Source organism: Bradyrhizobium sp. P5_C11_2, assembly GCF_054049755.1.
The window spans coordinates 1-21,660 of the sequence record NZ_JBFULT010000059.1 but is presented as its reverse complement, the minus strand read 5'-3'; the positions used below and the strand labels follow the sequence as shown (position 1 = coordinate 21,660).

The 21,660-nt window shown below is 64.8% G+C and carries 25 protein-coding genes and 1 pseudogene; 13 read left to right on the top strand and 13 right to left on the bottom strand.

What is annotated here, in order from left to right; genetic code table 11:
* Positions 1–363: 363 nt before the first annotated feature.
* The 3 genes from moaA to ACXJL8_RS09150 form a co-directional block, all read right to left on the bottom strand.
* Positions 364–1,416: a GTP 3',8-cyclase MoaA gene (moaA, locus tag ACXJL8_RS09160; RefSeq protein WP_456623757.1), complete on the bottom strand. Its 1,053-nt coding sequence runs from the start codon at positions 1,414–1,416 to the stop codon at positions 364–366.
* 119 nt (positions 1,417–1,535) lie between these two features.
* Positions 1,536–2,006, bottom strand: coding sequence for a hypothetical protein (locus tag ACXJL8_RS09155; RefSeq protein ID WP_456623756.1), 471 nt, complete (start codon positions 2,004–2,006; stop codon positions 1,536–1,538).
* Positions 2,007–2,160: 154 nt separating this feature from the next.
* The gene (locus tag ACXJL8_RS09150) at positions 2,161–2,847 is read right to left on the bottom strand and encodes an HAD family hydrolase (protein WP_456623755.1); all 687 of its coding nucleotides are present in this window, start codon (positions 2,845–2,847) and stop codon (positions 2,161–2,163) included.
* A gap of 153 nt (positions 2,848–3,000) precedes the next feature.
* On the opposite strand from ACXJL8_RS09150, the gene rpiA reads away from it, so the two are divergent.
* Genes rpiA through gor form a run of 3 tightly spaced genes read left to right on the top strand, consistent with a single transcriptional unit; the run spans position 3,001 to position 5,703 of the window.
* On the top strand, positions 3,001–3,720 hold the full coding sequence (rpiA, locus tag ACXJL8_RS09145) for a ribose-5-phosphate isomerase RpiA (RefSeq protein WP_456684905.1): 720 nt from the start codon (positions 3,001–3,003) through the stop codon (positions 3,718–3,720).
* A complete protein-coding gene (locus ACXJL8_RS09140; protein WP_456623753.1) occupies positions 3,717–4,268 on the top strand; it encodes a DUF2059 domain-containing protein in 552 nt (183 codons plus the stop codon). The genes rpiA and ACXJL8_RS09140 overlap by 4 nt, the downstream gene beginning before the upstream one ends.
* A 46-nt stretch (positions 4,269–4,314) precedes the next feature.
* Complete coding sequence (gene gor / locus ACXJL8_RS09135) at positions 4,315–5,703, top strand: glutathione-disulfide reductase (RefSeq protein WP_456684904.1); 1,389 nt, start codon at positions 4,315–4,317, stop codon at positions 5,701–5,703.
* Positions 5,704–5,927: 224 nt separating this feature from the next.
* Here the strand turns inward: gor and ACXJL8_RS09130 are convergent, their stop codons facing one another.
* Positions 5,928–7,067, bottom strand: coding sequence for a hypothetical protein (locus ACXJL8_RS09130; protein WP_456623751.1), 1,140 nt, complete (start codon positions 7,065–7,067; stop codon positions 5,928–5,930).
* A gap of 419 nt (positions 7,068–7,486) precedes the next feature.
* Here ACXJL8_RS09130 and ACXJL8_RS09125 point away from each other — a divergent pair, with 419 nt between their 5' ends.
* The gene (locus ACXJL8_RS09125; protein ID WP_456623750.1) at positions 7,487–7,795 is read left to right on the top strand and encodes a hypothetical protein; all 309 of its coding nucleotides are present in this window, start codon (positions 7,487–7,489) and stop codon (positions 7,793–7,795) included.
* 12 nt (positions 7,796–7,807) lie between these two features.
* Here ACXJL8_RS09125 and ACXJL8_RS09120 read toward each other — a convergent pair whose 3' ends face one another.
* The 3 genes and pseudogenes from ACXJL8_RS09120 to ACXJL8_RS09110 form a co-directional block, all read right to left on the bottom strand.
* A complete protein-coding gene (locus ACXJL8_RS09120; protein WP_456623749.1) occupies positions 7,808–7,993 on the bottom strand; it encodes a hypothetical protein in 186 nt (61 codons plus the stop codon).
* A gap of 64 nt (positions 7,994–8,057) precedes the next feature.
* Positions 8,058–9,284, bottom strand: a complete 1,227-nt coding sequence (locus ACXJL8_RS09115; protein WP_456623748.1) for a carboxylate-amine ligase — start codon at positions 9,282–9,284, stop codon at positions 8,058–8,060.
* A 20-nt stretch (positions 9,285–9,304) separates the two neighbouring features.
* Positions 9,305–9,469 (bottom strand): annotated as a pseudogene (locus tag ACXJL8_RS09110) (class II glutamine amidotransferase); the annotation flags it as partial.
* A gap of 65 nt (positions 9,470–9,534) precedes the next feature.
* Between ACXJL8_RS09110 and ACXJL8_RS09105 the strand changes: the two are divergent.
* The 5 genes from ACXJL8_RS09105 to ACXJL8_RS09085 all read left to right on the top strand — a co-directional run bounded on the left by ACXJL8_RS09105 (position 9,535) and on the right by ACXJL8_RS09085 (position 12,505).
* Positions 9,535–9,915 (top strand): nuclear transport factor 2 family protein, encoded by a 381-nt coding sequence (locus tag ACXJL8_RS09105; RefSeq protein ID WP_456623747.1) that lies wholly within the window; start codon positions 9,535–9,537, stop codon positions 9,913–9,915.
* A gap of 500 nt (positions 9,916–10,415) precedes the next feature.
* Complete coding sequence (locus ACXJL8_RS09100) at positions 10,416–10,889, top strand: TerB family tellurite resistance protein (protein ID WP_456623746.1); 474 nt, start codon at positions 10,416–10,418, stop codon at positions 10,887–10,889.
* A gap of 2 nt (positions 10,890–10,891) precedes the next feature.
* Positions 10,892–11,251: a hypothetical protein gene (locus ACXJL8_RS09095; protein ID WP_456623745.1), complete on the top strand. Its 360-nt coding sequence runs from the start codon at positions 10,892–10,894 to the stop codon at positions 11,249–11,251.
* The gene (locus tag ACXJL8_RS09090) at positions 11,248–11,886 is read left to right on the top strand and encodes a YjbE family putative metal transport protein (RefSeq protein ID WP_456684903.1); all 639 of its coding nucleotides are present in this window, start codon (positions 11,248–11,250) and stop codon (positions 11,884–11,886) included. Before ACXJL8_RS09095 ends, ACXJL8_RS09090 begins: the two co-directional genes overlap by 4 nt.
* A gap of 34 nt (positions 11,887–11,920) precedes the next feature.
* Positions 11,921–12,505, top strand: coding sequence for a TIGR00645 family protein (locus tag ACXJL8_RS09085; protein ID WP_456623743.1), 585 nt, complete (start codon positions 11,921–11,923; stop codon positions 12,503–12,505).
* Positions 12,506–12,543: 38 nt separating this feature from the next.
* Here ACXJL8_RS09085 and ACXJL8_RS09080 read toward each other — a convergent pair whose 3' ends face one another.
* Both ACXJL8_RS09080 and ACXJL8_RS09075 read right to left on the bottom strand, forming a co-directional pair.
* A complete protein-coding gene (locus ACXJL8_RS09080) occupies positions 12,544–13,491 on the bottom strand; it encodes a helix-turn-helix domain-containing protein (protein WP_456623742.1) in 948 nt (315 codons plus the stop codon).
* Positions 13,492–13,647: 156 nt separating this feature from the next.
* On the bottom strand, positions 13,648–14,586 hold the full coding sequence (locus ACXJL8_RS09075) for a LysR family transcriptional regulator (protein ID WP_456684902.1): 939 nt from the start codon (positions 14,584–14,586) through the stop codon (positions 13,648–13,650).
* Positions 14,587–14,737: 151 nt separating this feature from the next.
* Between ACXJL8_RS09075 and ACXJL8_RS09070 the strand changes: the two genes are divergently transcribed.
* On the top strand, positions 14,738–15,316 hold the full coding sequence (locus ACXJL8_RS09070; RefSeq protein ID WP_456684901.1) for a hypothetical protein: 579 nt from the start codon (positions 14,738–14,740) through the stop codon (positions 15,314–15,316).
* Between the two features lie 11 nt (positions 15,317–15,327).
* Here the strand turns inward: ACXJL8_RS09070 and ACXJL8_RS09065 are convergent, their stop codons facing one another.
* Entirely contained in the window at positions 15,328–15,888 is a 561-nt protein-coding gene (locus ACXJL8_RS09065) for a DUF2478 domain-containing protein (protein ID WP_456623739.1), read from the bottom strand.
* 68 nt (positions 15,889–15,956) lie between these two features.
* Positions 15,957–17,366: an aldehyde dehydrogenase family protein gene (locus tag ACXJL8_RS09060; protein ID WP_456623738.1), complete on the bottom strand. Its 1,410-nt coding sequence runs from the start codon at positions 17,364–17,366 to the stop codon at positions 15,957–15,959.
* Between the two features lie 180 nt (positions 17,367–17,546).
* On the opposite strand from ACXJL8_RS09060, the gene ACXJL8_RS09055 reads away from it, so the two are divergent.
* The gene (locus tag ACXJL8_RS09055; RefSeq protein WP_456623737.1) at positions 17,547–17,924 is read left to right on the top strand and encodes a hypothetical protein; all 378 of its coding nucleotides are present in this window, start codon (positions 17,547–17,549) and stop codon (positions 17,922–17,924) included.
* 6 nt (positions 17,925–17,930) lie between these two features.
* Here the strand turns inward: ACXJL8_RS09055 and ACXJL8_RS09050 are convergent, their stop codons facing one another.
* Together ACXJL8_RS09050 and ACXJL8_RS09045 are read right to left on the bottom strand one after the other, a co-directional pair.
* A complete protein-coding gene (locus tag ACXJL8_RS09050) occupies positions 17,931–18,305 on the bottom strand; it encodes a winged helix-turn-helix domain-containing protein (protein WP_456684900.1) in 375 nt (124 codons plus the stop codon).
* A 92-nt stretch (positions 18,306–18,397) separates the two neighbouring features.
* Positions 18,398–19,480 carry a substrate-binding domain-containing protein gene (locus ACXJL8_RS09045; protein WP_456623053.1) on the bottom strand — a complete coding sequence of 361 codons (1,083 nt, stop codon included), beginning with the start codon at positions 19,478–19,480 and terminating at the stop codon, positions 18,398–18,400.
* A 113-nt stretch (positions 19,481–19,593) separates the two neighbouring features.
* Between ACXJL8_RS09045 and ACXJL8_RS09040 the strand changes: the two genes are divergently transcribed.
* Positions 19,594–21,078: an aldehyde dehydrogenase family protein gene (locus ACXJL8_RS09040; RefSeq protein WP_456623052.1), complete on the top strand. Its 1,485-nt coding sequence runs from the start codon at positions 19,594–19,596 to the stop codon at positions 21,076–21,078.
* Positions 21,079–21,266: 188 nt separating this feature from the next.
* Complete coding sequence (locus ACXJL8_RS09035; protein ID WP_456623051.1) at positions 21,267–21,530, top strand: hypothetical protein; 264 nt, start codon at positions 21,267–21,269, stop codon at positions 21,528–21,530.
* Positions 21,531–21,660: the final 130 nt, after the last annotated feature.

Genomic DNA, 21,660 nt, shown 5'->3' with positions numbered 1-21,660 from the left:
GGAAAAGTGTGACGCGGTTTTCCGAAAAAGATCATGCTCGAACAACAACCTGAAGCGCGATGAGATGATGATACATCCTCATCTCATCGCGCTTCAGACATCACGGAAGGCATCGGCACGCATCGCTCGGCTCGCGTGCAAAAGGCACGCGACCACATGGCTCGTTTTCCGGAGCGATTGCGGCGTCAGTCCTCCCCTCGTGCCTTGCCGTCTTGACCGCGACCGCCGAAGGGGCGGGCCGGCTTATTGTTGCCGGGCAAGCAAAGGCGGCTGCACCAAACCAGCGGGCTTGATCGCCGTCAATCGGAAAATGGGCAAATTGACGCGCTGCCAGCAGCTTAGGTTAGCGGCGCTGGCGAATCGTCAGCCGCCGGTCACGCTCATATGGCGGCTGACGCTGGGGCGGTCGTGGCGGCGGTCGATGATGAAATCGTGGCCCTTGGGCTTCAGCCCGATGGCGCGGTCGATCGCATCCGCAAGCAGCGCATCCTCGCTCGACGCACGCAGAGGTTTGCGCAAATCGGAGGCATCCTCGTGGCCGAGGCAGGTGTGCAGCGTTCCCGTGCAGGTGACGCGCACCCGGTTACAGGATTCGCAGAAATTATGGGTCATCGGCGTGATCAGGCCGAGCTTGCCGCCGGTCTCGGCGACGCTGACATAGCGCGCCGGCCCGCCGGTGGTCTCGCTTAGGTCCGTCAGCGTGAATTGCTGGGCGAGCCGAGCCCGCACCAGCGACAGCGGCAGGTACTGGTCGATGCGGCCTGCGCCGATCTCGCCCATCGGCATCACCTCGATCAGCGTCAGCCCCATGCCCTTGCCATGGGCCCAGCGCATCAGGTCGGGAAGCTCGTCCTCGTTGAGGTTCTTCAGCGCCACCGCGTTGATCTTCACGGCAAGGCCTGCGGCGCGCGCTGCCTCGATGCCCTCCAGCACCTTGTCGATCTCGCCCCAGCGGGTGATCTCGCGAAACTTCCTGGGATCGAGCGTGTCGAGCGAGACGTTGATGCGGCGGACGCCGCAATCGGCGAGCTCCTGGGCGTATTTCGCAAGCTGGGTGCCGTTGGTGGTCAGCGTCAGCTCGCGCAAGGCGCCGCTGGTCAGATGGCGCGACAGCGAGCGCACCAGCGACATCACGTTGCGGCGGACCAGCGGCTCGCCGCCGGTGAGCCGCAGCTTCTGCACGCCCTTGGCGATGAAGGCGGAGCAAAGCCGGTCGAGCTCTTCCAGCGTCAGCAGGTCCGCCTTGGGCAGGAACGTCATGTCTTCCGACATGCAGTAGAAGCAGCGCAGGTCGCAGCGGTCGGTGACGGAGACGCGCAAATAGCTGATGGTCCGCCCGAACGGATCGGTCATCGGGCTCGACAGCGCGGCGAGAGGGCTCGCTGTTGCGAGAGGGCTCGCGGAAGATCCGTTCATACCAAATGCCTTGTCACTGACGGCGACGGCGCACCTTTGCTTCAGCGGTGCTCTGGAAGCAATCTAAGCATCGGACAGGCTGAGGACAATCGGGTGGTATACGTAAGTCAGCGCTTGGATCAGCGTTTGCCTGCGTTCGGATCGGGGAACGGCGAACCGGCGGCAGGGGTGGCCTCAGCCGGGGCAGCGGCGGTCGCCGCCGGTTTGGGCTTCTTCGGCCGGTGCGGCTTGCGGACCGGCTTTGGCGGGGTGGCCGGCTGAAGCTCCGCGAACACCGGATTCGGATCGGTGGTGACCGAGGCGGGCGTGGTGAAATCGCCGGGGTTCTTGATCACGTTCACCGGCACGCTCGCCGGCTGGAACTTGGGCAGCGCGAAAGCGACCGTGAAGGGGGTGTCGGGGGCGGGAACCGAGACGGAGCAGGGCGTCTTGCAGCCCGGCCCGAGCGAGGTCGTGGCGTCAGCCCCCGGAGGATTGGATTCAAGCCGGACCTGGACGGTCGGCGGCGCCGATTTGAACATGTCCCAAGACATTGAGGAGCAGCCACCCAGGCTCGCTCCCGCTAGCGCAATCGCGATGACACGACGCATGACCACCCACTTGTACTGCGACGAACCGCCACATCCCCGGGCCGGACCATAGGAGTGTCGTTTGGGGCAGGCAACCGGCGCGCCGCGCATGGTCAATGGATGGTTAACGCAGAGTTCCAGAGAATAATTTAGCTATATCAGTATCTTGCGGTCTTTAGGCCATCATCAGGCTGTGGGCTGCGGCCGGCAGGTCGCGCATGTGATGGATCAGCCGGTCCGGCTTCAGCTCGGCGATCGGCACGTCCGTATAGCCGAAGCTGACCCCGATCACGGGCACCCCGGCCCGCCGGGCGACCCCGACGTCGGTTCCGGCGTCGCCGACCATGATGCTGGTCTTGATGTCCCCGCCGGCCCGCGCCACGGTCTGCCGCAGGATGACCGGATCAGGCTTCTGGACGCCAAAGGTGTCGGCGCCGCAGATCGCCGCGAAGCGGCGGCTCATGTCGAGCTGGTCCAGGAGCCGCTTCGACAGCCATTCCAGCTTGTTGGTGCAGACCGCGAGGAGATGGCCTTGCGCCGCAAAATGGTCGAGCGCCGCCTCCAGCCCCTCGAAGGGCCGGGATTCGACGGCGATATGGTCGGCATAATAGGCGATGAAATCCGCCGTCATCCGGTCCATGTCGGCAGGCGTGACGGTGCGGCCCTCGGCCTCCAGCCCCCGTTCGATCAGCTTGCGGGCGCCGGCGCCGATCATGTTGCGGGCCGATTGCATCGGCACGGGCGGCAGCCCTTCGCGGTCCAGCACGTAATTCAGCGCGGTGATCAGGTCGGGCGCCGTATCCACGAGCGTGCCGTCGAGATCGAAGACGATGGTGTGAGGGGAGGACTTGGAAGAGGTCATGTTGGAAGCGCTATCGGTCCGGCCGCGCCGGCGCAAGGGGCGGGCCCATAAGATCAGCTTATAGGCCTGTTCCCGCGCGGAAAACGAGGCTACATAGGCCGCCGCAAGCGACCTATACCGGCGGTACACTCTTAGATCAGAGGCGGGCGCATCGTGAACATGGACCAGTTGAAGCGGCAGGCTGCGGCGCGCGCGCTCGAGGAGGTGCGGGACGGCATGCAGCTCGGGCTCGGCACCGGTTCGACCGCAAAGCATTTCGTCGAGCTGCTCGGCGAGCGCGTGCGCGCCGGGCTCAGGGTGATCGGCGTACCGACCTCGGAGGCGACGCGTCTTGATGCGATGCGCTGCGGCGTGCCGCTGACCACGCTCGACGAGATCGACCGTCTCGACGTCACCGTCGACGGCGCCGACGAGATCGATCCCGACTTCAACCTGATCAAGGGCGGTGGTGGCGCGCTGCTGCGCGAGAAGATCGTGGCGGCCGCCTCGGATCGCATGATCGTGATTGCCGACGACAGCAAATGGGTGCCGACGCTTGGCCGCTTTCCGCTGCCGGTCGAGGTCATCCCGTTCGGGGTCGGCGCAACGCGCCGCGCGATCGAGAAGGCATTTGCGGCATGCGGCGTTTCCGGGCAAATGGCGGTCCGCAAGGGCAAGGACGGCCACGTTTTCGTCACCGATGGCGGCCACTGGATCGTCGATGCCCAGCTCGGACGTATCGTGGATCCGCCAACCCTCGCCAAGGCGTTGAGCGCAATCCCCGGCGTCGTCGAGCACGGGTTGTTTATCGGCTTGGCCAGCTCGGCCGTTTTGGCGGGCGGCGAAGGAATTCGCGTGATTGAACGGCGTAAGCCGAAAGGAGACCAGGAATGAAGAGCGTTTTGAAATTCTTGCCGGCCGCGGCCCTCGCTGCGGGTGTGGCGCTTTCGGCCGCTCCGGCCATCGCGCAGCAGCCCGCGCCGGCCCAGCCCAAGGCTGCTGCAGCGCCGGCCCAGCCGAGGGCCACGCCGGCGGCGGTTGCGGCGGCCAGGGAAATTCTGCAGATCAAGAACGCGACGGCGATGTATCAAGGCGCCGTGCCCGGCCTCGTCGAGAAGACCAAGATCGCGCTGATCCAGCAGAACCTGAACTATCAGAAGGAACTCAACGAGGTGGCAGGGGTCGTCGCCCAGCAGCTCAACGGCCGCCAGAACGAGATCGGCGATGGCATGGCGCAGATCTATGCCAGCGAGTTCACCGAGCAGGAGCTGAAGGATCTCGTCACCTTCTACAAGTCGCCGCTGGGCAAGAAGCTGATCGACGCCGAGCCGCGCGCCATCGGCCTGAGCATGGCCTTCATGAACTCCTGGGCCCAGAACTTCTCCGAAACCGTGATGGGTGCCTTCCGCGCCGAGATGCGCAAGCGTGGCAAGGAAATCTGACAGCACCTATCTAGTCAGAGATCCCTGAACGAGGTCGGAGAGGACAATGGCTGAATTCGACGTCGACCTCTTTGTCATCGGTGGCGGTTCGGGCGGCGTGCGCGCCGCCCGGATCGCGGCCGGATACGGCGCACGCGTGATGATCGCGGAAGAGTACCGCATGGGCGGCACCTGCGTGATCCGCGGTTGCGTGCCGAAGAAGCTGCTCGTGATCGGCTCGCATGTCCGTCACGAGATCGAGGATGCCGCCGGCTTCGGCTGGACCATTCCGCCCGTGAGCTTCGACTGGGCCACGCTGATCGCCAACAAGGACAAGGAGATCGCGCGGCTGGAGGCGGCCTACACGACGAACGTCGAGAAGTCGGGCGCGCAAATCGTCAAGAGCCGCGCGGTGATCGAGGACAAGCACACCGTCCGCCTGCGCGAGAACAACAGGACAATCACGGCAAAGTACATCCTGATCGCCACCGGCGGCGCGCCGAACCACGGCGCCATGATTCCCGGCATCGAGCACGTGATCTCCTCCAACGAGGCATTCCACCTGAAGACGCTGCCGAAGCGGATCGTGATCCAGGGCGGCGGCTACATCGCGCTGGAATTCGCCGGCATCTTTGCCGGTTACGGCTCCGACGTCACGGTGATCTATCGCGGCGACAATATCCTGCGCGGCTTCGACGAGGACGTCCGCGCCCATGTCCGCAGCGAGATGGAGAAGCAGGGCATCACCATCCTCACCGGCTGCACCGTGACCAAGGTCGATCGCCACGGCGACGAGTTCACCACGCATTTGTCGAACGGCTCGAGCGTCGCCTCCGACCAGGTGATGTTCGCGATCGGCCGCCATCCTGCGGTGGCCAATCTCGGCCTGGAGAAGGCCGGCGTCGCCATCAATCCGAACAATGGCGGCATTGCGGTCGACCATTTCTCCAGGAGCTCGGTCGACAGCATCTACGCGATCGGCGACGTCACCCATCGCCACAATCTGACGCCGGTCGCGATCCGCGAGGGCCACGCCTTCGCGGACACGGTGTTCGGCAAGCGCGAGGTGCAGGTCGATCATTCGTACATTCCGACCGCGGTGTTCTCGCAGCCGGAGGTCGGCACCGTCGGCCTCACCGAGACCGAGGCGCGCGCGCAGTTCAGCCACGTCGACATCTACAAGGCGACCTTCCGCCCGATCRAGGCGACGATGTCGGGCCGCGACACCCGCGTGCTGATGAAGCTGGTCGTCGACGGCTCATCCGATCGCGTGCTCGGCTGTCACATCGTCGGCGATTGCGCCGCCGAGATCACCCAGGCGGTCGCGATCGCGGTGAAGATGAAGGCCACCAAGGCCGATTTCGACGCCACCATCGCGCTGCATCCGACCGCGGCCGAAGAGCTCGTCACGATGCGCACGCCGACCGCGCGCCATGTGCGGCAGGCGGCGGAGTAGGGGCGGCCATCGCCCAGGGCAGTTGGAGGCTGCCGGACGAGTTCGGCCTGTATGGTTCGAGACGCCCGCTTTGGCGGGCTCCTCACCATGAGGGTCTAAAATCTCGCCGTAACACGCGACCTCATCCTGAGGGCCCGCCTTAGGCGGGCGTCTCGAAGGATGGCCGCAAGTGAGATTCCCGCCACGTTGTTTTTCATAGCCGGATAGCCTTGGCGGAGTAGCGCCTAACCGTAAAGGTACCCGACCGGCTTGCCCTCGGTGCGCAGGGGACGGACGTCCTTGTGGGTGATGATCTGGCCGGCGAGGCCGTCGATCTCGTCGCGCTGCGTCGGCGTCCAGCCGCGCAGCTCGTTCATGCCCTTGAGCAGGCCGAGCCGGAGGACCTGGGTGTTTTCGCCGACGCCGACAAGGCTGATCGACTCCTTGCCCGCTGTCACGACGTCACCAGCCGAAAGCTCGAAGGTTTCGCCGGACTTCTTCTTGAATTCGGCCGTGCCGCGAATGACGCGATAGATCACGACCTCGCCCTTGGCGAAACAGGTCGCGTCCGCTGCGGCAGACGTGCTCTTCGGCAAGAGTGCGTGCCCGCGCGGGTCGGTTGCGATGATGTGGCCGGTGACGAGATGCCCGCTCGGAACCTCGATGCCGATATCGCGCACGTAAACCGGCATGGCCGATTTGACGGAACTGTCGGTGAGCGGCTTGTAGAGCGCATCGAGCGCCAAGGGATCCTGAAGCCAGAAGCCGGCATCGGCGGGCCGGTCATGTAGCGGGTGGCTCCAGGCCACGCGCGGCGTTTCGTCTTCATTGATCTGATCCGGGCCGACGATGGTCGGGTTCGGAAAGGTCGTGGGATCGGTGATGAAGGCTTCAAGGAATTTGCCCGAATAGCCCATCGAGATCGGATCGGGCACCACCGTCTGCGGTGTCTTCAGGTTCTCTTCTGTCGACAGTCCCGACCAGGTATAGAACAGCTGGCGGTGCACGATCGCGCTTTGCAGCATCACCGCGCCGGGGCCGACATTGTACCAGCGCCCGTCATAGTCGAAGGTGAACGCGCCCGACGTGACCAGCACCAGCTGAAAGCCGCCTGGTGGAAGATGAAGATGGAAATCGGTGGGTCCGGTGTCGGGAAGGTAGATCGGCAGATTTGTCGCGACCTCGTGCAGCAGGAAGGTTTCGTTGTTGGCGTGAAAGCCTTCGTTGGCGCGGTTGTAGAGGGCCTGCGGACGGTACGTCGCCTCGTACTTCGCATTCCGGTCGCGGTCGATCGCCACGAAATCCTGAGTGTTGAGGCGGAGCGGCGCGCCGTTCGGGTGGGTGAGGCCAGTGATCTTGAGATCGCCCGCAGCATGCACGTTCATGACATCCTCCAATCTGGGCAATCCGCTGAGAGGGGAGTGCCGGGAATCGGGCCTGATGCTGCATTGCGAATTCTGGGCCACTTGAGATTGCGAACAGGCACGAGGGCGCCTGGCCCAGATGCGGGGCGCCCTGTTAGGAAAAAATCCAGGTTGCACTGGAGGTTAGATCAGCCGCTCGCCGCGCTGTGCTGCGCGCAAAGCCTCGCAAGTTCAGGACGTCACCTGATCCGCATTGTCTAATTTGTCGGCAAGCTCGCCAAGGCGCGTGCAGTTTTGCAGATGGCGGGATCGGCGCCGCATGGCAGCCGGTCGCTCTGGTATCCGGGGAGCCATCAGCAAATCGGGTGAGATCGCCCAGCGTGCCGATTGACAGTTTGTTCATGATTTGTTCTTATGCTGCTCCCGAGATGGAGGTGGCGATGGACAACCGTATCAACGAAATCCGCAGAACCATTAGGGCGCTCCGCGTCAGCATGCTGGAGGCTGAAGCCATAATGCGCGAGCAGATCAATCGGGATGAGGACTGCAGCTTCGTGGCGCAGGAAATCCTCAAGATGCGCTCGGTCATGAGCCTGCTCGCCAAAGAGCGAACCACGCTCGGCGACGACGAGCCGATCCTCGTGAGCTGCCTGTTCGTGCCGCGGCGCCGGCCGGCACGAAAGCCCGCGGCGGCACGTCCCCACAACGACAGCTTTGCGCCCCGTCCAACCCTGGCGGGGAGGATTTGACGCGGAGAGAGCTCATTCAAGGGATTGGCGGGTGGTCAGCTCAGGCTTGCCGGACGGGCTGTCCGCCCACTTCGCCATGTCCATCGCGCGCGCATCAATGCCCTCGCACCACAAGCAGCTGGGCTCTGCGCGGCCGTTCTTGGACAGGATGGGGACCAGGCCATGGCCGCAGCCGGCGCAACAGGTGATGGCGTTCATGCATTTCCTCCACGACACAGCAAATTCAGCAACGATGTTTTCGTTCCCGAAGCTTGCGCGGGCACTATGACGGCGCTTGAAGGTCGGCGCTGACGGCGGCGCGCATCTCCGATGTCGCCGCTGCGATCCAACGCGACACGGCGGCGATGTCATCCCCGTTGTCGCGATACGCGCGAAGCTGGAATTCGGCCGAGCTTCCACGGTCCACGATGGTGCGGCAGTGCTCGACCTCGGAGGTGCAATTCAGCGCAGCCGCGTCCTCGGCGACATCATCGATCACGCGGGTGAGCAGCTCCGAGATCGTGACCGGCCCGTCCCTGGAGGCAAAAATACAATCGGTGCCGTAGCGCTGGGCCCGCCATTTGTTCTCGACCGCGATCGCGCGCTCGACGGCGGTGACCTCCCTCGACAGATGGGGCCTCCGATAGAGGTGGCGCGTCAGGCAGCGGTAAAGCGAAGCAATGGCGACGGCGTCGTCGACGAAGGTGCAGGTGTCGGGCGCGCGAAGCTCGAGCGTCGGGTGCCGCATCGACGGGCGCATCGCCCACCAGATGTGGCTTTCATCGGGGATTACGCCGGAGCGCTGCAGCGCGCCGACATATTCGTCGTAGTCGTGTTTGCTCTCGAACAATTCGGGCAGGCCGGTGCGCGGCAGCTCGGAATAGGCGGCGAGCCGGTAGCCTTTCAGTCCGGTCTTGTGGGAATTCCAGAACGGGGAGGACGCGGACAGCGCGATGAACAGCGGCAGGTGCGGAAGCATCGCCCGCATCACCGCCATGCGCGTCTCGGGATCGGGCAGCTGGACATGCACGTGCATGCCGCACATCATGTTGCGGTGGCCGATGCTGCGCAAATCCTCGATCATCTCCTCGTAGCGCGGCTTCGGGCTCGGCTGCGACATGCGCCAGACCGCGGTCGGATGCGTGCCGCAGGCCATGATGACGTAGCCGTACTGCGCGGCGACGCCCGCGACCTCGCGGCGGAGGAAGCGCAGCTCCTCGCGCGCGTCATTGACGTCGACGTGGACGTTGGTCGCGACCTCGAGCTGGGATTGCAGCATCTCCCGCATGGCCTGGCCGCCGGTCGACCAGTTCGCCGATTCGAACAGCTCGTTGGGCGTCTCGATCGCGACCTCGAAGGTGCGGCGATCGGCGAGGAAATATTCCTCCTCGATGCCGAATGAATATTCGGCCGCCTTGCCGCGGCCGCCGGCCGAGCGAATGACGAGACGCTGCCTGTCGTCGGAAGAATCGAGCCGCAGCAATTTCAAAACGTCCGATGCAAATGTCATCGTACCCACCCGGCAAGGGATCAACGAGTGTTGCCGGCATTAATCCTTCGGACAGGAACGGGTTYCGCCGCGGGCTCACTGGAAATTGCGAGGATGAGCGGAACAATTTTCACGGTTTCGGACGCGCGCGCGATCAGGGCGTGATTGGGCGGCACTTCGGCCCAATCCGATTCCTTGTCGAAAGTGCCGGGGAGCGCGACCCAAGCCAGCTTCGATGCTAGGGTGAGACAAGCCCGGATTGGAGGTCGAGATGGACGACCGAGCCAAATTGGCGGCGCTCAGGCGTCATTGGGATGCGTCGGACGCAAACGATTTCGAGGTCGAGCATGACATCTATCGCGAGGACGCGGTGCTCGATTATCCGCAGTCGGGCGAGCGGATCCATGGCCGGAGCAACATTCAGGAGAGCCGTTCCGTGCAGCCAAACAAGAAGCGCTTCACGGTGCGGCGGATCATCGGAGGCGGCGATCTCTGGATCACCGAGCTCGTCCTGACCTATGACGGGGTGCCGTCCTACGTGGTGAGCATCATGGAATTTCGCGAGGGACTGGTCGCCCACGAGACGCAATATTTCGGCGACCGGTTCGATCCCGCGCCCTCGCGTGCACATCTTGTCGAGCGCGTGGGGTAGTTCGATTCGGTCTGGCCTGGCCTTCTCGGTGCCACGCTGGATTGCTTCGCTGCGCTCGCAATGACGGTGTTGATGGAGGCGCGCGCTATCTCCCAACGTCGTCCCGGCGAAGGCCGGGACCCATTACCACAGGGAGCATTTTGGCGAGGACTAGCAGTTCGGAATTTGCATCCCGCTCAAATCGATAGACCTCGCGGTATGGGTCCCGGCCTTCGCCGGGACGACGGCGAGGATAGCGCGCCGCAACTGGAACCGATGCGGCGGCTGGTCGCACGCTGGCCGCCTTGATTCCGACGGACCCATCTTTATGTCTCGGGAGAACAAGAATCCGGGCCCCTCTGGCGAGGCCGCCGACGACGTCGGCAAACCTCGCGATGTCGGATGACCTGTCCCGCGCGAATGCGATGGATCGGCCGATCGTCGGGTCCTCTCTGTTCCCTCCGACTCAATCGTCCCCATCGCAGCTCCGTGCGGCCATTTCGCAAAGTAAGGGAGCATCGATGTCTGACGCCAAGCATTCAAATCCGGTCGAGATCGAGATCACCGAACCGTCCAGCCTCAATGAGCAGGCTGCGGTGGCGCTGGTGATTGTCGGCGCGCTCGTCGCCGTGGCCGACCGGCGGGTCTCGCCGGTCGAGCGCGACGAGGTGGTCCGTTTCATCAGGGACCGCAACCTGGCGCCGCACGTCACCGACGACCGGCTGTTCGCGATGTTTGACGAACTCGCCGAACGGCTCGAGGAGCCGGACTTTGCCAATGTGGTGATCGACACCTTGCGGCCGGTCTCGAATCTGCCGCTCTCGTCGCACCTGATCGAGCTCTCGGAGCGCGTCGCGGCTGCGGACGAGGACGTGCATCCCCACGAAGTGCAGGCGATCAAGCTGTTGCGCCTGCTGACGCTGGTGTTGCCGCGCGCCAGGCAGGTCGGCCCCAATGCAGCGCACGCCGAACAGCGTGCAGCCTCCGCGGAGTGAGCATGAGCATAGCTTCGGACGAGCGAAAAACGGCCAGCGGTCCCGCCGGCGAGCCAGCCGGTGGCGACCCGCGCCTTGATGCGCTCGTTCATCGGCTGCCGCCCCGTCTCGCCAATACCGTCACCTATCTGCTGAAACCATCCAGCCGCTGGGTCAGGATCCCCTCGGGCGCGCTGCTCATCGTCGGCGGCGTGCTCTCCTTCCTGCCGGTGCTCGGCATCTGGATGCTACCGCTGGGTCTTGCGTTGCTCGCCGAGGACGTACCCGCGCTCCGCTCGTCCCGTTCGAAAGTCTTCGACTGGATCGAGCGGCGCAAGCCGCATTGGCTCGATTCGTCCGCAGCCAAAAATGATCAATCATGACTGAATTCATCACCGCAGACGCGCTGTCCGCGCTGCTCCAGGTCGTCCTGATCGACCTCGTGCTGGCCGGCGACAACGCCGTCGTCATCGGCCTTGCCGCGGCGGGCCTGCCGGCCGCGCAGCGCCGGCGCGCCATCGTGGTCGGTATCATCGCCGCCACCGCGCTGCGCATCGTCTTTGCCGGCGTCGCGACCCAGCTCCTCCAGGTGATCGGCCTGCTGCTCGCCGGCGGCGTGCTGCTGCTGTGGGTCTGCTGGAAGATGTGGCGCGAGCTGCGGGAGCACGCCGCACATGCGAACCAGCTCGCGTTCGGCCATGGCGGCAGCGGAAGCGCTGCGGCGGCGCCGCGAAAAACCTTCGGCCAGGCGGCGTTGCAGATCGTCGCCGCCRACGTCTCGATGTCGCTCGACAACGTGCTCGCGGTCGCGGGCGCCGCGCGCGAGCATCCCTACATCCTGGCCTTCGGCCTGTTGCTGTCGGTCGCGATGATGGGCGTCGCCGCCGATCTGCTCGGCCGCGTGCTCCAGAAGCAGCGCTGGATTGCCTATGTCGGCCTCGCCATCATCATTTACGTCGCCTTCGAGATGATCTATCGCGGCTCGCTCGAGCTTGCGCCGGTGATCGCAAGTCTCTAAGGCGACGCTTCCTGCGCGCAATCCGGAGTGATCAATGACGTCTGAACCCAAAGCAGCTTCGGCGGCGCCCCTGCCGCCGCCGGCGATCGGCCTGGTCGCCCAGCTGATCTTCGGCTCGCGCTGGCTGCAAGTGCCGCTCTATCTCGGCCTCATCATCGCACAGGCCGTCTACGTGCTGCTGTTCCTGAAGGAGCTCTGGCACCTGGTCCTCCACTCGTTCGACGCCAGCGAGCAGCAGATCATGCTCGTCGTGCTCGGGCTGATCGACGTCGTGATGATCTCGAACCTCCTGATCATGGTGATCGTCGGTGGCTACGAGACCTTCGTCTCGCGCCTGAACCTGAGCGGTCATCCGGACGAGCCTGAGTGGCTCAGTCACGTCAATGCCAGCGTGCTCAAGATCAAGCTCGCGATGGCGATCATCGGCATTTCCTCGATCTCGCTGCTTCGAACCTTTATCGAGGCGGGCAATCTCGGCACGACACGCAGCAACTTCACCGAGACCGGCGTGATGTGGCAGGTGCTGATCCACCTGACCTTCATCATCTCCGCGATCGGCATCGCCTGGGTCGACCGCCTCGGTGAGAGCGGGCACCGCAAGGAGGCCGGCCACGGCTGAGCGTGCGATCCGGCGCGTCGGACGGCCAAAGGCCGTGTTCAGAGGCGCCGGCCCCGCGCCAGCGTCTCGGAGGGCGTCTCGCCGAACGTCATGCGGTAGCCTTTCGAGAAGTCACCCATGTGCCAGAAGCCGTTGCCAAGTGCGATGGCCTTGACGGTCGCGCCAGCGCTTCCGGTCATGAGCTGGATACGGGTCGACCACAGCCGCTTGAGCCGCAGGTAGTGATGCAGGCTGACGCCGTGCACGGCGTGCGCGGCGATCTGAAGCGTGCGCACGGAGACGCCGAGCGCGCCGGCGAGATCGTCGCTGTAGAGCGGCTTGCTGCCGAACAGCGCGACGACCTCGTCGAGGTGGGCAATCAGCTTGCGGTGCTTGTCGAATGATCCGCGTCGCGCGGCCAGCGCGCCGGCCGGCACGAGCGTGGCGTCGAGGCAGGCGAGCAGCGTCTCCTGGATCGGCCGGTTGAGCGCTTCGAATTGTCTGGGATCGTCGTGCTCCGACGCCAGGCAGAACATGTTGAGGATCGCGGCGCGCAGGCGCTCCAGCGGCACGTCATGGGAGCGGAAGTACCCGAGCCCGTGGTCGTAATCCGCCCAGCCGCGATGGCGCATGTCCGAATTGAAGCGCATCATCAGGTAAGTGTTGGGGTGGTGCTCGACAGACAGGACGGGGACCTTGCCGCGTACGACGCCCACCGTCGAATTGCCGATCTCGCGGCCGTTGCTGATCGAATGAAAGCAGAACGGGACCACGAGGCCGATGCCATGGTCGGTGCCGACATCGACCTCGAGCCGGCGGGCGAAGGCGCGCTGGAACACGAAGAGCCCGTCCTGGAGTGGAAGGATGGCACGGGACAAGGAAAAATCGCGCGGGCGGAGCGGTGTGCTGGTGCCGAGGCCAAGCACCTCGTTGGCGCGAAACTCGCTGAAATCCGAGAAGCGCTCGATGCCGAGGACCCGCGAAGGCGTCAGCCGACGTACCGGCATTTCGGAATCCTCGGACGTCCGGGGTGAGCGGGCTGAACCCGCGGAAGCTAACAGATGGCCGACCATCGGCCATATTCCGGAAAACTACTGCCAGTTCAGCGATGCTCCGTGGTGTGCGCGATCACGTCTGAGCGCATCGAGAGTTGGTTTGCTTCATCACGCAACTTGCGGGTACGCCGCGTTTTCCTTTCGCTCTCGCTYGCCCAATTCACGCACCAGTTCCTGAAGAAACGAGTCGGTGTAGGCGGGCAGGGTGCGTTCGGCGCGGACATAGATGCCGAGATCCGACCACACCGGGCTGCCGGCATTGTCGAGCGGCAGGAAGACGAGCTGGCTGTCGCGCGACAGCCGCCCGATGCCGAGCTGGGTCTGGAAGGCGACGCCGACGCCGCGCGCCGCGAGCTCGCGCATCAGGTCGATCGAATTGGCCTGGATCGCCGGCTCCGGCGCCTCGGAGAGCTGCGCGATCAGCGGCTGGAGCAAATGATAGATCGACAGCTCCGGCAGCGCGTGAATGACGGGGAAGGCGAGGCATTGGGCCAGCGTGACCGTCTTGCGGCGTGCCAGCGGATGCTCGCGCGCGACCACGGCGCCGAGCCGAAAGCGCTTCAACGCGACCTGGCGCAGATCCGGCGGATGCCGCAGCGCCATGGCGATGCCGATGTCGGCTTCACCGCGGCTCAGGGCCTCCAGCACGTCCGATGATCCCTTCACCTCGGTGGTGAAGCTGACGCGGCGGGCGCGGCCGCGATGCGCGGCGATCAGGTCCGGCAGCACCGATTCGGTGAGCGACTCGATGCAGGCGATGCTGATGGTGCCGTGCCAGGTGCCTGACAGCGACTGCACGTCGGAGCGGAAGCGGTCGAGGTCCTGGAGCACGTTCATGACGTGCCGCGCCAGCATCTCGCCGACCGTCGTCAGCGTCAGGCCGCGCGCATTGCGCTCGAACAGGGGCGATCCAACCTCTTGTTCAAGCTTGAGAATTTGGCGGCTGACCGCGGAGGAGGCGACGTTCAGGACCCGCGCCGCGGCCCGGATCGAGCCGGTGCGACGGACGGCGTGGAAGTACTGGATAGAAGGTGAGTGAAATCGCATGGGACCCCCAGCCGGACTATAGCCGTTGCCGAAACGGCATCAACATGTACGAAATTCTGTGCTTTTCGAGAGCGCTGGTACCACCTAGGTTCGCGCGCGGTTTGGGCGGGGGCGCCAGGCCTGCGCAACGACGCGCCAGGGGACTATTGGGGTGAACGAGAATATCGCTCGCGAGCTGGAGCACGGGCCGGACACCCGTCTGGTCGATCGCCGCCGCGCGGCCGCTTATGTCGGCGTGACCGCCGGCCGCTTCGAGCAATTGGTGCGCGACAACGTCGTGCCGCCGCCGGTCATGGTGGACAACAAGCGGCGCTGGCCGATTGCTCTGCTCGATGTCGCGAAAGCAGCGGTCGGCARCAGCATCCCGTGCCTGCCGCCGGTCTCGGTCGATGTCTCCGCCGAGATGCGTCCCTGTGAACGGGACCCCGCGCCGCCTTCGCGCGAGCTTCCCGACCAGGCGTGGTTCGAGCAGCGCGCGCGATTCGTCGAGCGTGTCCGAAGGTCACTGCTGTCGGGCAACGAGATCAATCTCCTGCGCGAATTCAAGGTGCTGAAGCAGAACCAGATCAGCATGTTCGGCTACTACGGAAGTTTCGAGGCCCTGATGGTCCGCGGCTACATCGTCGAAGTCGCGCGCAAGCCGCCGTCGAGCCGACCGCTCGTGACTTATCGTTTGACCGCGCAGGGCGAGCAGGTGGTGTCGGCGCTGAAGGACGAGCCCGTGATCTGACCGGGCGCGGCCTATTTGAGAACCTCGCAAACTGTCTGATGCGCTCCGGGGGCAGGCTGCGGCTCGCCTGCAGAGATGCGCTGCCACCAGGCGTCCAGCAAATGGCGCTCGCAGCCGAGCTTGACGCTCATGCCGCCGGCGAAGTTGATCCAGTCGGCGAAATGGTCCTTGCCGACCGCGATCACCACCGGAATATCGGCATCGAGCGCGCGCTCGATCAGGTAGAACAGGCCCTTGCCACCGCGCTCGCGCTTGCCGAAGCGGTTGATGATGACGAGATCGGCGCCGTGCGCCAGCGCGTCCGCGATCCGCTCGCCCGCGTTTTGCAGCCGGGCAAGGTCGAGCCGGCAGCCCTGCGCGGCCGGATCGAAATCCTGCGCCAGGAGCAGCGTCTCGCCGCTGTGAAGCAGCACCGCAGAGAGGCTGGAGTCCGCGCACTGGCCGGCCTGCACCATGCCGACAACGCGAAAGCCGCGCGCATTCAAGTCCGCCGCGAAGCTGCGCAGGACCGCGTCGGGATCCTGATGCGATTCATAGACCAGGGCGGCGAGATCGCATTGCGCATCGAACATGGTCGGCCTCCGTTTCGCTGCAAGAAGATCGGGGCCGCGGCGGTTTCGCCGCGACCCCGGGTTTTGGATCAGGCCGCCGGCGGCCCGTTGATGATCTGGAGCTGGGTGAATTCGGCGAGGCCTTCCTCGGCGAATTCGGTGCCGATGCCCGATTGCTTGGCGCCGCCGAACGGAATGTGCGGGGCCATGTCGAGATGCTTGTTGATCCAGACCGTGCCGGACTCGAGCTGAGTCGCGACCTCGTGGGCGCGCTTGATGTCGGACGACCACACCGAGGCGCCGAGGCCGTAGGTCGTGGCATTGGCGCGGCGGATCACGTCATCCTTGTCGGAGTATCTGATCAGCGGCAGCACGGGACCGAACTGCTCCTCGTCGACCAGCTTCGAGCCTTCCTGGATGTCGCGCACGATGGTCGGCTCGATGAAATAGCCGGGACGGTCCATCGCGGCGCCGCCGGCGACCACCTTGCCGTTCTTGTGCGCGTCCGCGAGGAACGCCTTCACCTTCTCGTACTGCATCTTGTTCTGGAGCGGCCCGAGCTTGGTGCCCTGCTTGGAGCCGTCGTCGACCACCGTGTTCTTGGCGATCGCGACCAGCTCGTCGCAGAGCTCGTCATAGACGGATTCGTGCACATAGAGCCGCTTGATGGCGAGGCAGACCTGGCCGGAGTTCTGGAAGGCGCCTTCGAAGATGCCGGGCGCGACCTTCTTCGGATCGACGTCGTCTAGCACGATGCCGGCATCGTTGCCGCCGAGCTCGAGTGTGATGCGCTTGAGCGTCTGCGCTGCGCTCGCCATCACCTTCTGTCCCGTGGCCGTCGAGCCGGTGAAGGAGATCTTGCGGATGTCAGGGTGCTTGGTCATCTCGCCGCCGAGATCGTTGGCGTCGGTGATGAAGTTGAGCACGCCCTTCGGCACGACGTCCTTGATCAGCTCGGCAAAGCGCAGCGTGGCGAGCGGCGTGGTCGGGGCAGGCTTCACCACCAGCGTGTTGCCGGCGAGCAGCGCGGACGGCAGCTTGAAGCTGAGGATCAGCAGCGGGTAGTTCCAGGGAATGATGGCGCCGACGACGCCGAGCGGACGGCGATAGGCTTCGACCTTGCGGTCGCCGGAGTCCTCGATCACCTTCATCGGCAATTCGAGTGAGCCGAGATAGCGGAAGAAGGCGGCCATGCCGAGCACTTCGCCGCTCGCGTCCGCCAGCGGCTTGCCCTGCTCAGACGTGAGCACGCGCGCGAGCTCGCCGGAATTCGCCTCGATGATTTCGGCCATCTTGATCACGACCTTGCGGCGATCCTCCATCGACGTCGCGGCCCATGCCGGGTAGGCGGCCTTCGCCGCGGCAACCGCCGCATCGAGCTGCGTCTTCGAAGCCCGCGGGCATTGTGCCAGCACCTCTTCGGTCGCGGGATTGAGAACCGGCATGGTCAGGTCTCCGGGCACCATCTTGCCGTCGATGAGAAGATTGTAGTCGCTCATTGGCTTTGCGCTCCCTTGAAGAACGGGCCGTTCTGGCCTCGTTATATCTAACTGTATATCACGGTACGGTCGAACCGGCCATGGCAGCCGGCTCGATCAATTCCAGAAAAGCGAGCTGGACGTTGGTGGACATATCGATATATCCTGTTGGATATAGCGAAGAGTGTTCCGGGATTTGCCATGGAAATCAAGGTGAGGTCGCTGACGACCTGCGAGGTAGCGTCCGATGGCGGTGCGATCTCGCTGGGTTTCGAGGATGTGACGGGCAATCCTGCCGCTGTCAGCGTCTCGCTGAACCAGGTCGGCGCGCTGATCATGACGCTTCCGGGTCTGCTCGAGGCCGCGCTCCGGACCCGCTACGGCGACCAGAGCCTGCGCTACGCCTATCCGCTGGCGTCCTGGGTGCTGGAACAATCGACCGACACCACCCAGCGCATCATGACGCTCGAAACCGAGGACGGCTTCAAGGTCCGTTTCTCGATCCCGAAGGCCGAGCAGAGCCTGCTCGGCGAAGCCCTGACCCAGCCGATGCCGGAGATGTCGGTGCGGCCGAACTAGCGGCCATCAGGATTTGCGGGACCGCGCGATGTCGCTTCTGAGCGCTTCGAGTTCCTTGTGCACCGCGCGCGCGGCATCGCGCTCGATCTTGCGGTAGCGCGCAACAAGTTTCTCACCGAAGGGCGTCAGCATCGCGCCGCCGCCGTTCTTGCCGCCGGCCTGCGGTTCGACCGCAGCATGYCCGCAGATGCGGTTGATCTCGTCGACGAGGTCCCAGGCGCGCTTATAGGACATGTCCATGGCCCGGCCGGCCGCCGAAATCGAGCCCTGCTCCCGGATCTGCTCCAAAAGCTCGATCTTGCCGGGTCCGATCCGATCCTCGCTGTCGAGGTCGATACGAACGCTCAGCTGGGGAAGCGATTTGGCGCTCGCGCGCGACATGATGGGGTCTCGTGGGCTCTGCTTTGCGAGATTGCCACTGTTGCCCGTCGTGAACAAGGTGAGGGGGGCCGATATCCGGATGACATGCGATATCATCGCACGGCGTGCATCTCCAGGAACGCCTTCACGCCGGTCACCTCGCCAGTATCCGACGGGACGTAGCCGGGCAGGCTGGCGACAGCCGCGCGGAAATCGGCGCTGCGCATAATCTCGAGGATGCGTCGCATCGGCTCGGTGTCGAGGAACGCGCGCTTGCAGACGAAAAAATAATCCTCGGTGAGGACCCGGATGAAGTCGAGGCCGAATTGCCGGGCGGCGGCCTCGACGCCGAAGCTTGCATCCGCCATGCCGCTCGCGACATAGGCGGCGACCGCGGCGTGCGTGAATTCGATCTGCTGCGCGCCGTTGATCCGGCTCTCGTCGATGCCGTGCGCGGCGAGCAACTGGTCGAACAGCAGGCGCGTGCCGGAATCATGGTCGCGGTTGACGAAGCGCACCCTGGGTGCGGTGAGATCGTCGATGGACCCKATGCCGAGCGGATTGCCGCGCGCGACCATCAGTCCCATCTCGCGCGTGACGAAGCTGATGACGCGGTCCTCGCGCGCATCGAGCCATTCGCGCGCCGTCTTGATGCCTTGCGCGCGCAACGTGCCGTGCGGCAGATGCAGGCCGGAGAGATCGCAGGCGCCTTGTGCCAGCGAGACCAGCGAATTCTGGTTGCTGACATAGCGCAGGTCGACGCCGATGCCGGGCTCACGGTCGAGGAATTCGCGCAGTTTTGCGACTGCAAAGCCGTGGCTGGCGTGGACGCGGATCACCGAGGGCCGCTGCTCGAGGAACGGCTTGATCTCGCTTGCGAGCTCCTGCGCCAGGTTTTCGAGCTGCGGGCCGAGCCGCGCCTGCATGCGCTCGCCGGCCCACACCAGCCGCTCGCCGAAGGCGGTGAGCTTGGTGCCCTTGCCGCGCCGGGTTTCGACCAGCGGCGTGCCAAAAAACTCCGACCATTGCTCGATCAGATTCCAGACGTGGCGGTAGGAGAGGTGGGCGTCGGTGGCGGCGCTGGAGATCTTTCCGGTCTTCCGGATTTCATTGAGGACGCCGAGCATGACCACCGCCGTGCGCGGGCTGCCCTCCCGGCGAAACCGCCAAACAGCCTCAATCTCGATCTGGAGCATGGCCATTCCTTATGAAGTCGATTTCATATCTTGGGTGTCCATAGGCACACGATATCATATTTACTTCGGCTATTCTGCGCCTAGTCTGGTATACCAGAAATGGAGGAAATATGATGTCAGTTGCATATGACTTTGCGCATTCGCCGGCGACAGAGTTCATGTCCCGGCCGCAGCATCTGCTGATCGACGGCCGCCGCGTCCCGGCAAGCTCCGGCCGCACCTTCAAATCCCTCAATCCCGCCACTGGTCAGGTCATCGCCACCGTCGCCGAGGGCAACGAGGCCGATGTCGAGCTCGCCGTCGCCGCCGCGCGCCGGGCGTTCGAAGGCCCCTGGCGCACGATGCGCGCGTCCGAGCGCGGCCAGATCCTGCTGCGCTGGGCGGAGCTGCTCAAGCAGCACGGCGAGGAGATCGCCGAGATCGAGTCGATCGATGCCGGCAAGCCGATCTCGGCAACGCTGCGCCAGGATTTCCCGGCGGCCGTCGACACGCTGATCTATTACGCCGGCTGGGCCGACAAGATCAGCGGCGACGTCGTGCCCGTGCGTGACGATGCCCTGACCTACACCGTGCGCGAGCCGGTCGGCGTGGTCGCGGCGATCGTGCCCTGGAATTTCCCGCTGATGATCGGCATGTGGAAGCTGGCGCCGGCGCTGGCCTGCGGCTGCACCATCGTGATGAAGCCGGCCGAGCTGACCTCGCTGTCGGCGCTGCGTATCGCCGAGCTCGCGCTCGAAGCCGGCCTGCCGCCCGGCGTCTTCAACGTCGTCACGGGGCCGGGCCGCGTCGTCGGCGACGCGCTGGTCAATCATCCCGATGTCGACAAGGTGACCTTCACCGGCTCGCCGGGTGTGGGGCGCGGAATCATGAAGGGCGCGGCTAGCAACTTCAAGCGCGTCTCGCTCGAGCTCGGTGGCAAGTCGGCCAACGTCATCTTTGACGATGCCGATCTCGAAGCGGCCTCGAAGGCGGCCGCCTCCGGCATCTTCTTCAATGCGGGCCAGGTCTGCTCGGCCGGCTCCCGCGTGCTGGTGCAGGAGAAGGCCTATGACGAGGTCGTCGAGCGGCTGGCCGCGCGCGCCAAATCGCTCAGGATCGGCGATCCCCTTGATCGCAAGACGGCGCTCGGGCCCGTGATCTCCGAGAAGCAGATGAAGTCGATCCTCGACTATGTCGACATCGGGCAGAAGGAGGGCGCGACGCTGGTCACCGGCGGCGAGAAGGTCGGCACGCGCGGCTATTTCATCAGCCCCGCCGTGTTCGCAGGTGTCGAACACGAGATGCGGATCTCGCAGGAGGAGATCTTTGGCCCCGTCGTCAGCGTCATCAGGTTCAAGGACGAGGCCGACGCATTGCGGATCGCCAACGGCACCGCCTACAGCCTCGCCGCCGGGGTCTGGAGCCGCGACATCGGCAAGCTCCAGCGCTTCGCCAAGCGGGCGCGCGCCGGCACGGTCTGGATGAACACCTATGGCTATACCGACGTGCGCCTGCCCTGGGGCGGCGAGCGCGACTCCGGCCTCGGCCGCGAGCACGGCACGGCCGCGATCGACAATTTCACCGAGCCCAAGGCTGTCTGGATGAATCTGGCCGTCTGATAACCTCCCGATCGGCCAATCCTGGGCCCGCCTGATCATCCGGTCAGGCGGGCCCTCTTTTCGAGATCGATAAAATTGTCTGCATTCCGCTCAGCGGCAGCAAACCCTGCGGACAAGAACCGCGCCGCCTTAAACCTCGGTTTTGGAACCGGCGTGCATGCTTCCCGGCAATAGGTTGGGGCATCGGCATGTCAATTCTCAGGGAGATCGTCGTTGCGGTGGCGGGAGTCTACGCGCTCCTGTGCGCCTGCGACGCAGTGTTCGGCGTCGGAGAGGCGCGTTTCGACGACGCCTATTACAGCAGCGATTTCTACGCGCCGCGGCCGAAGGAGTTTCGCTTCGCGAGCAACACGCCGCCGGCGAAACGCGTCGCCGACGCCTTTGCGCAATTCGCGCCGGGTGAAGCCAGGCCGAACAAGCGTTACTCGTCCCTGACGACGATCATCCGCTAATTCGAACGGCTCACGCCGCCCGTTGGTGGCGATAGTCGTCAAGCACATCCCAGCGTCGTCCCGGCGAAGGCCGGGACCCATAACCACAGGGAGCAGTTTGGCGAAGACTCGTCGTTCGGTTCTTCTACCT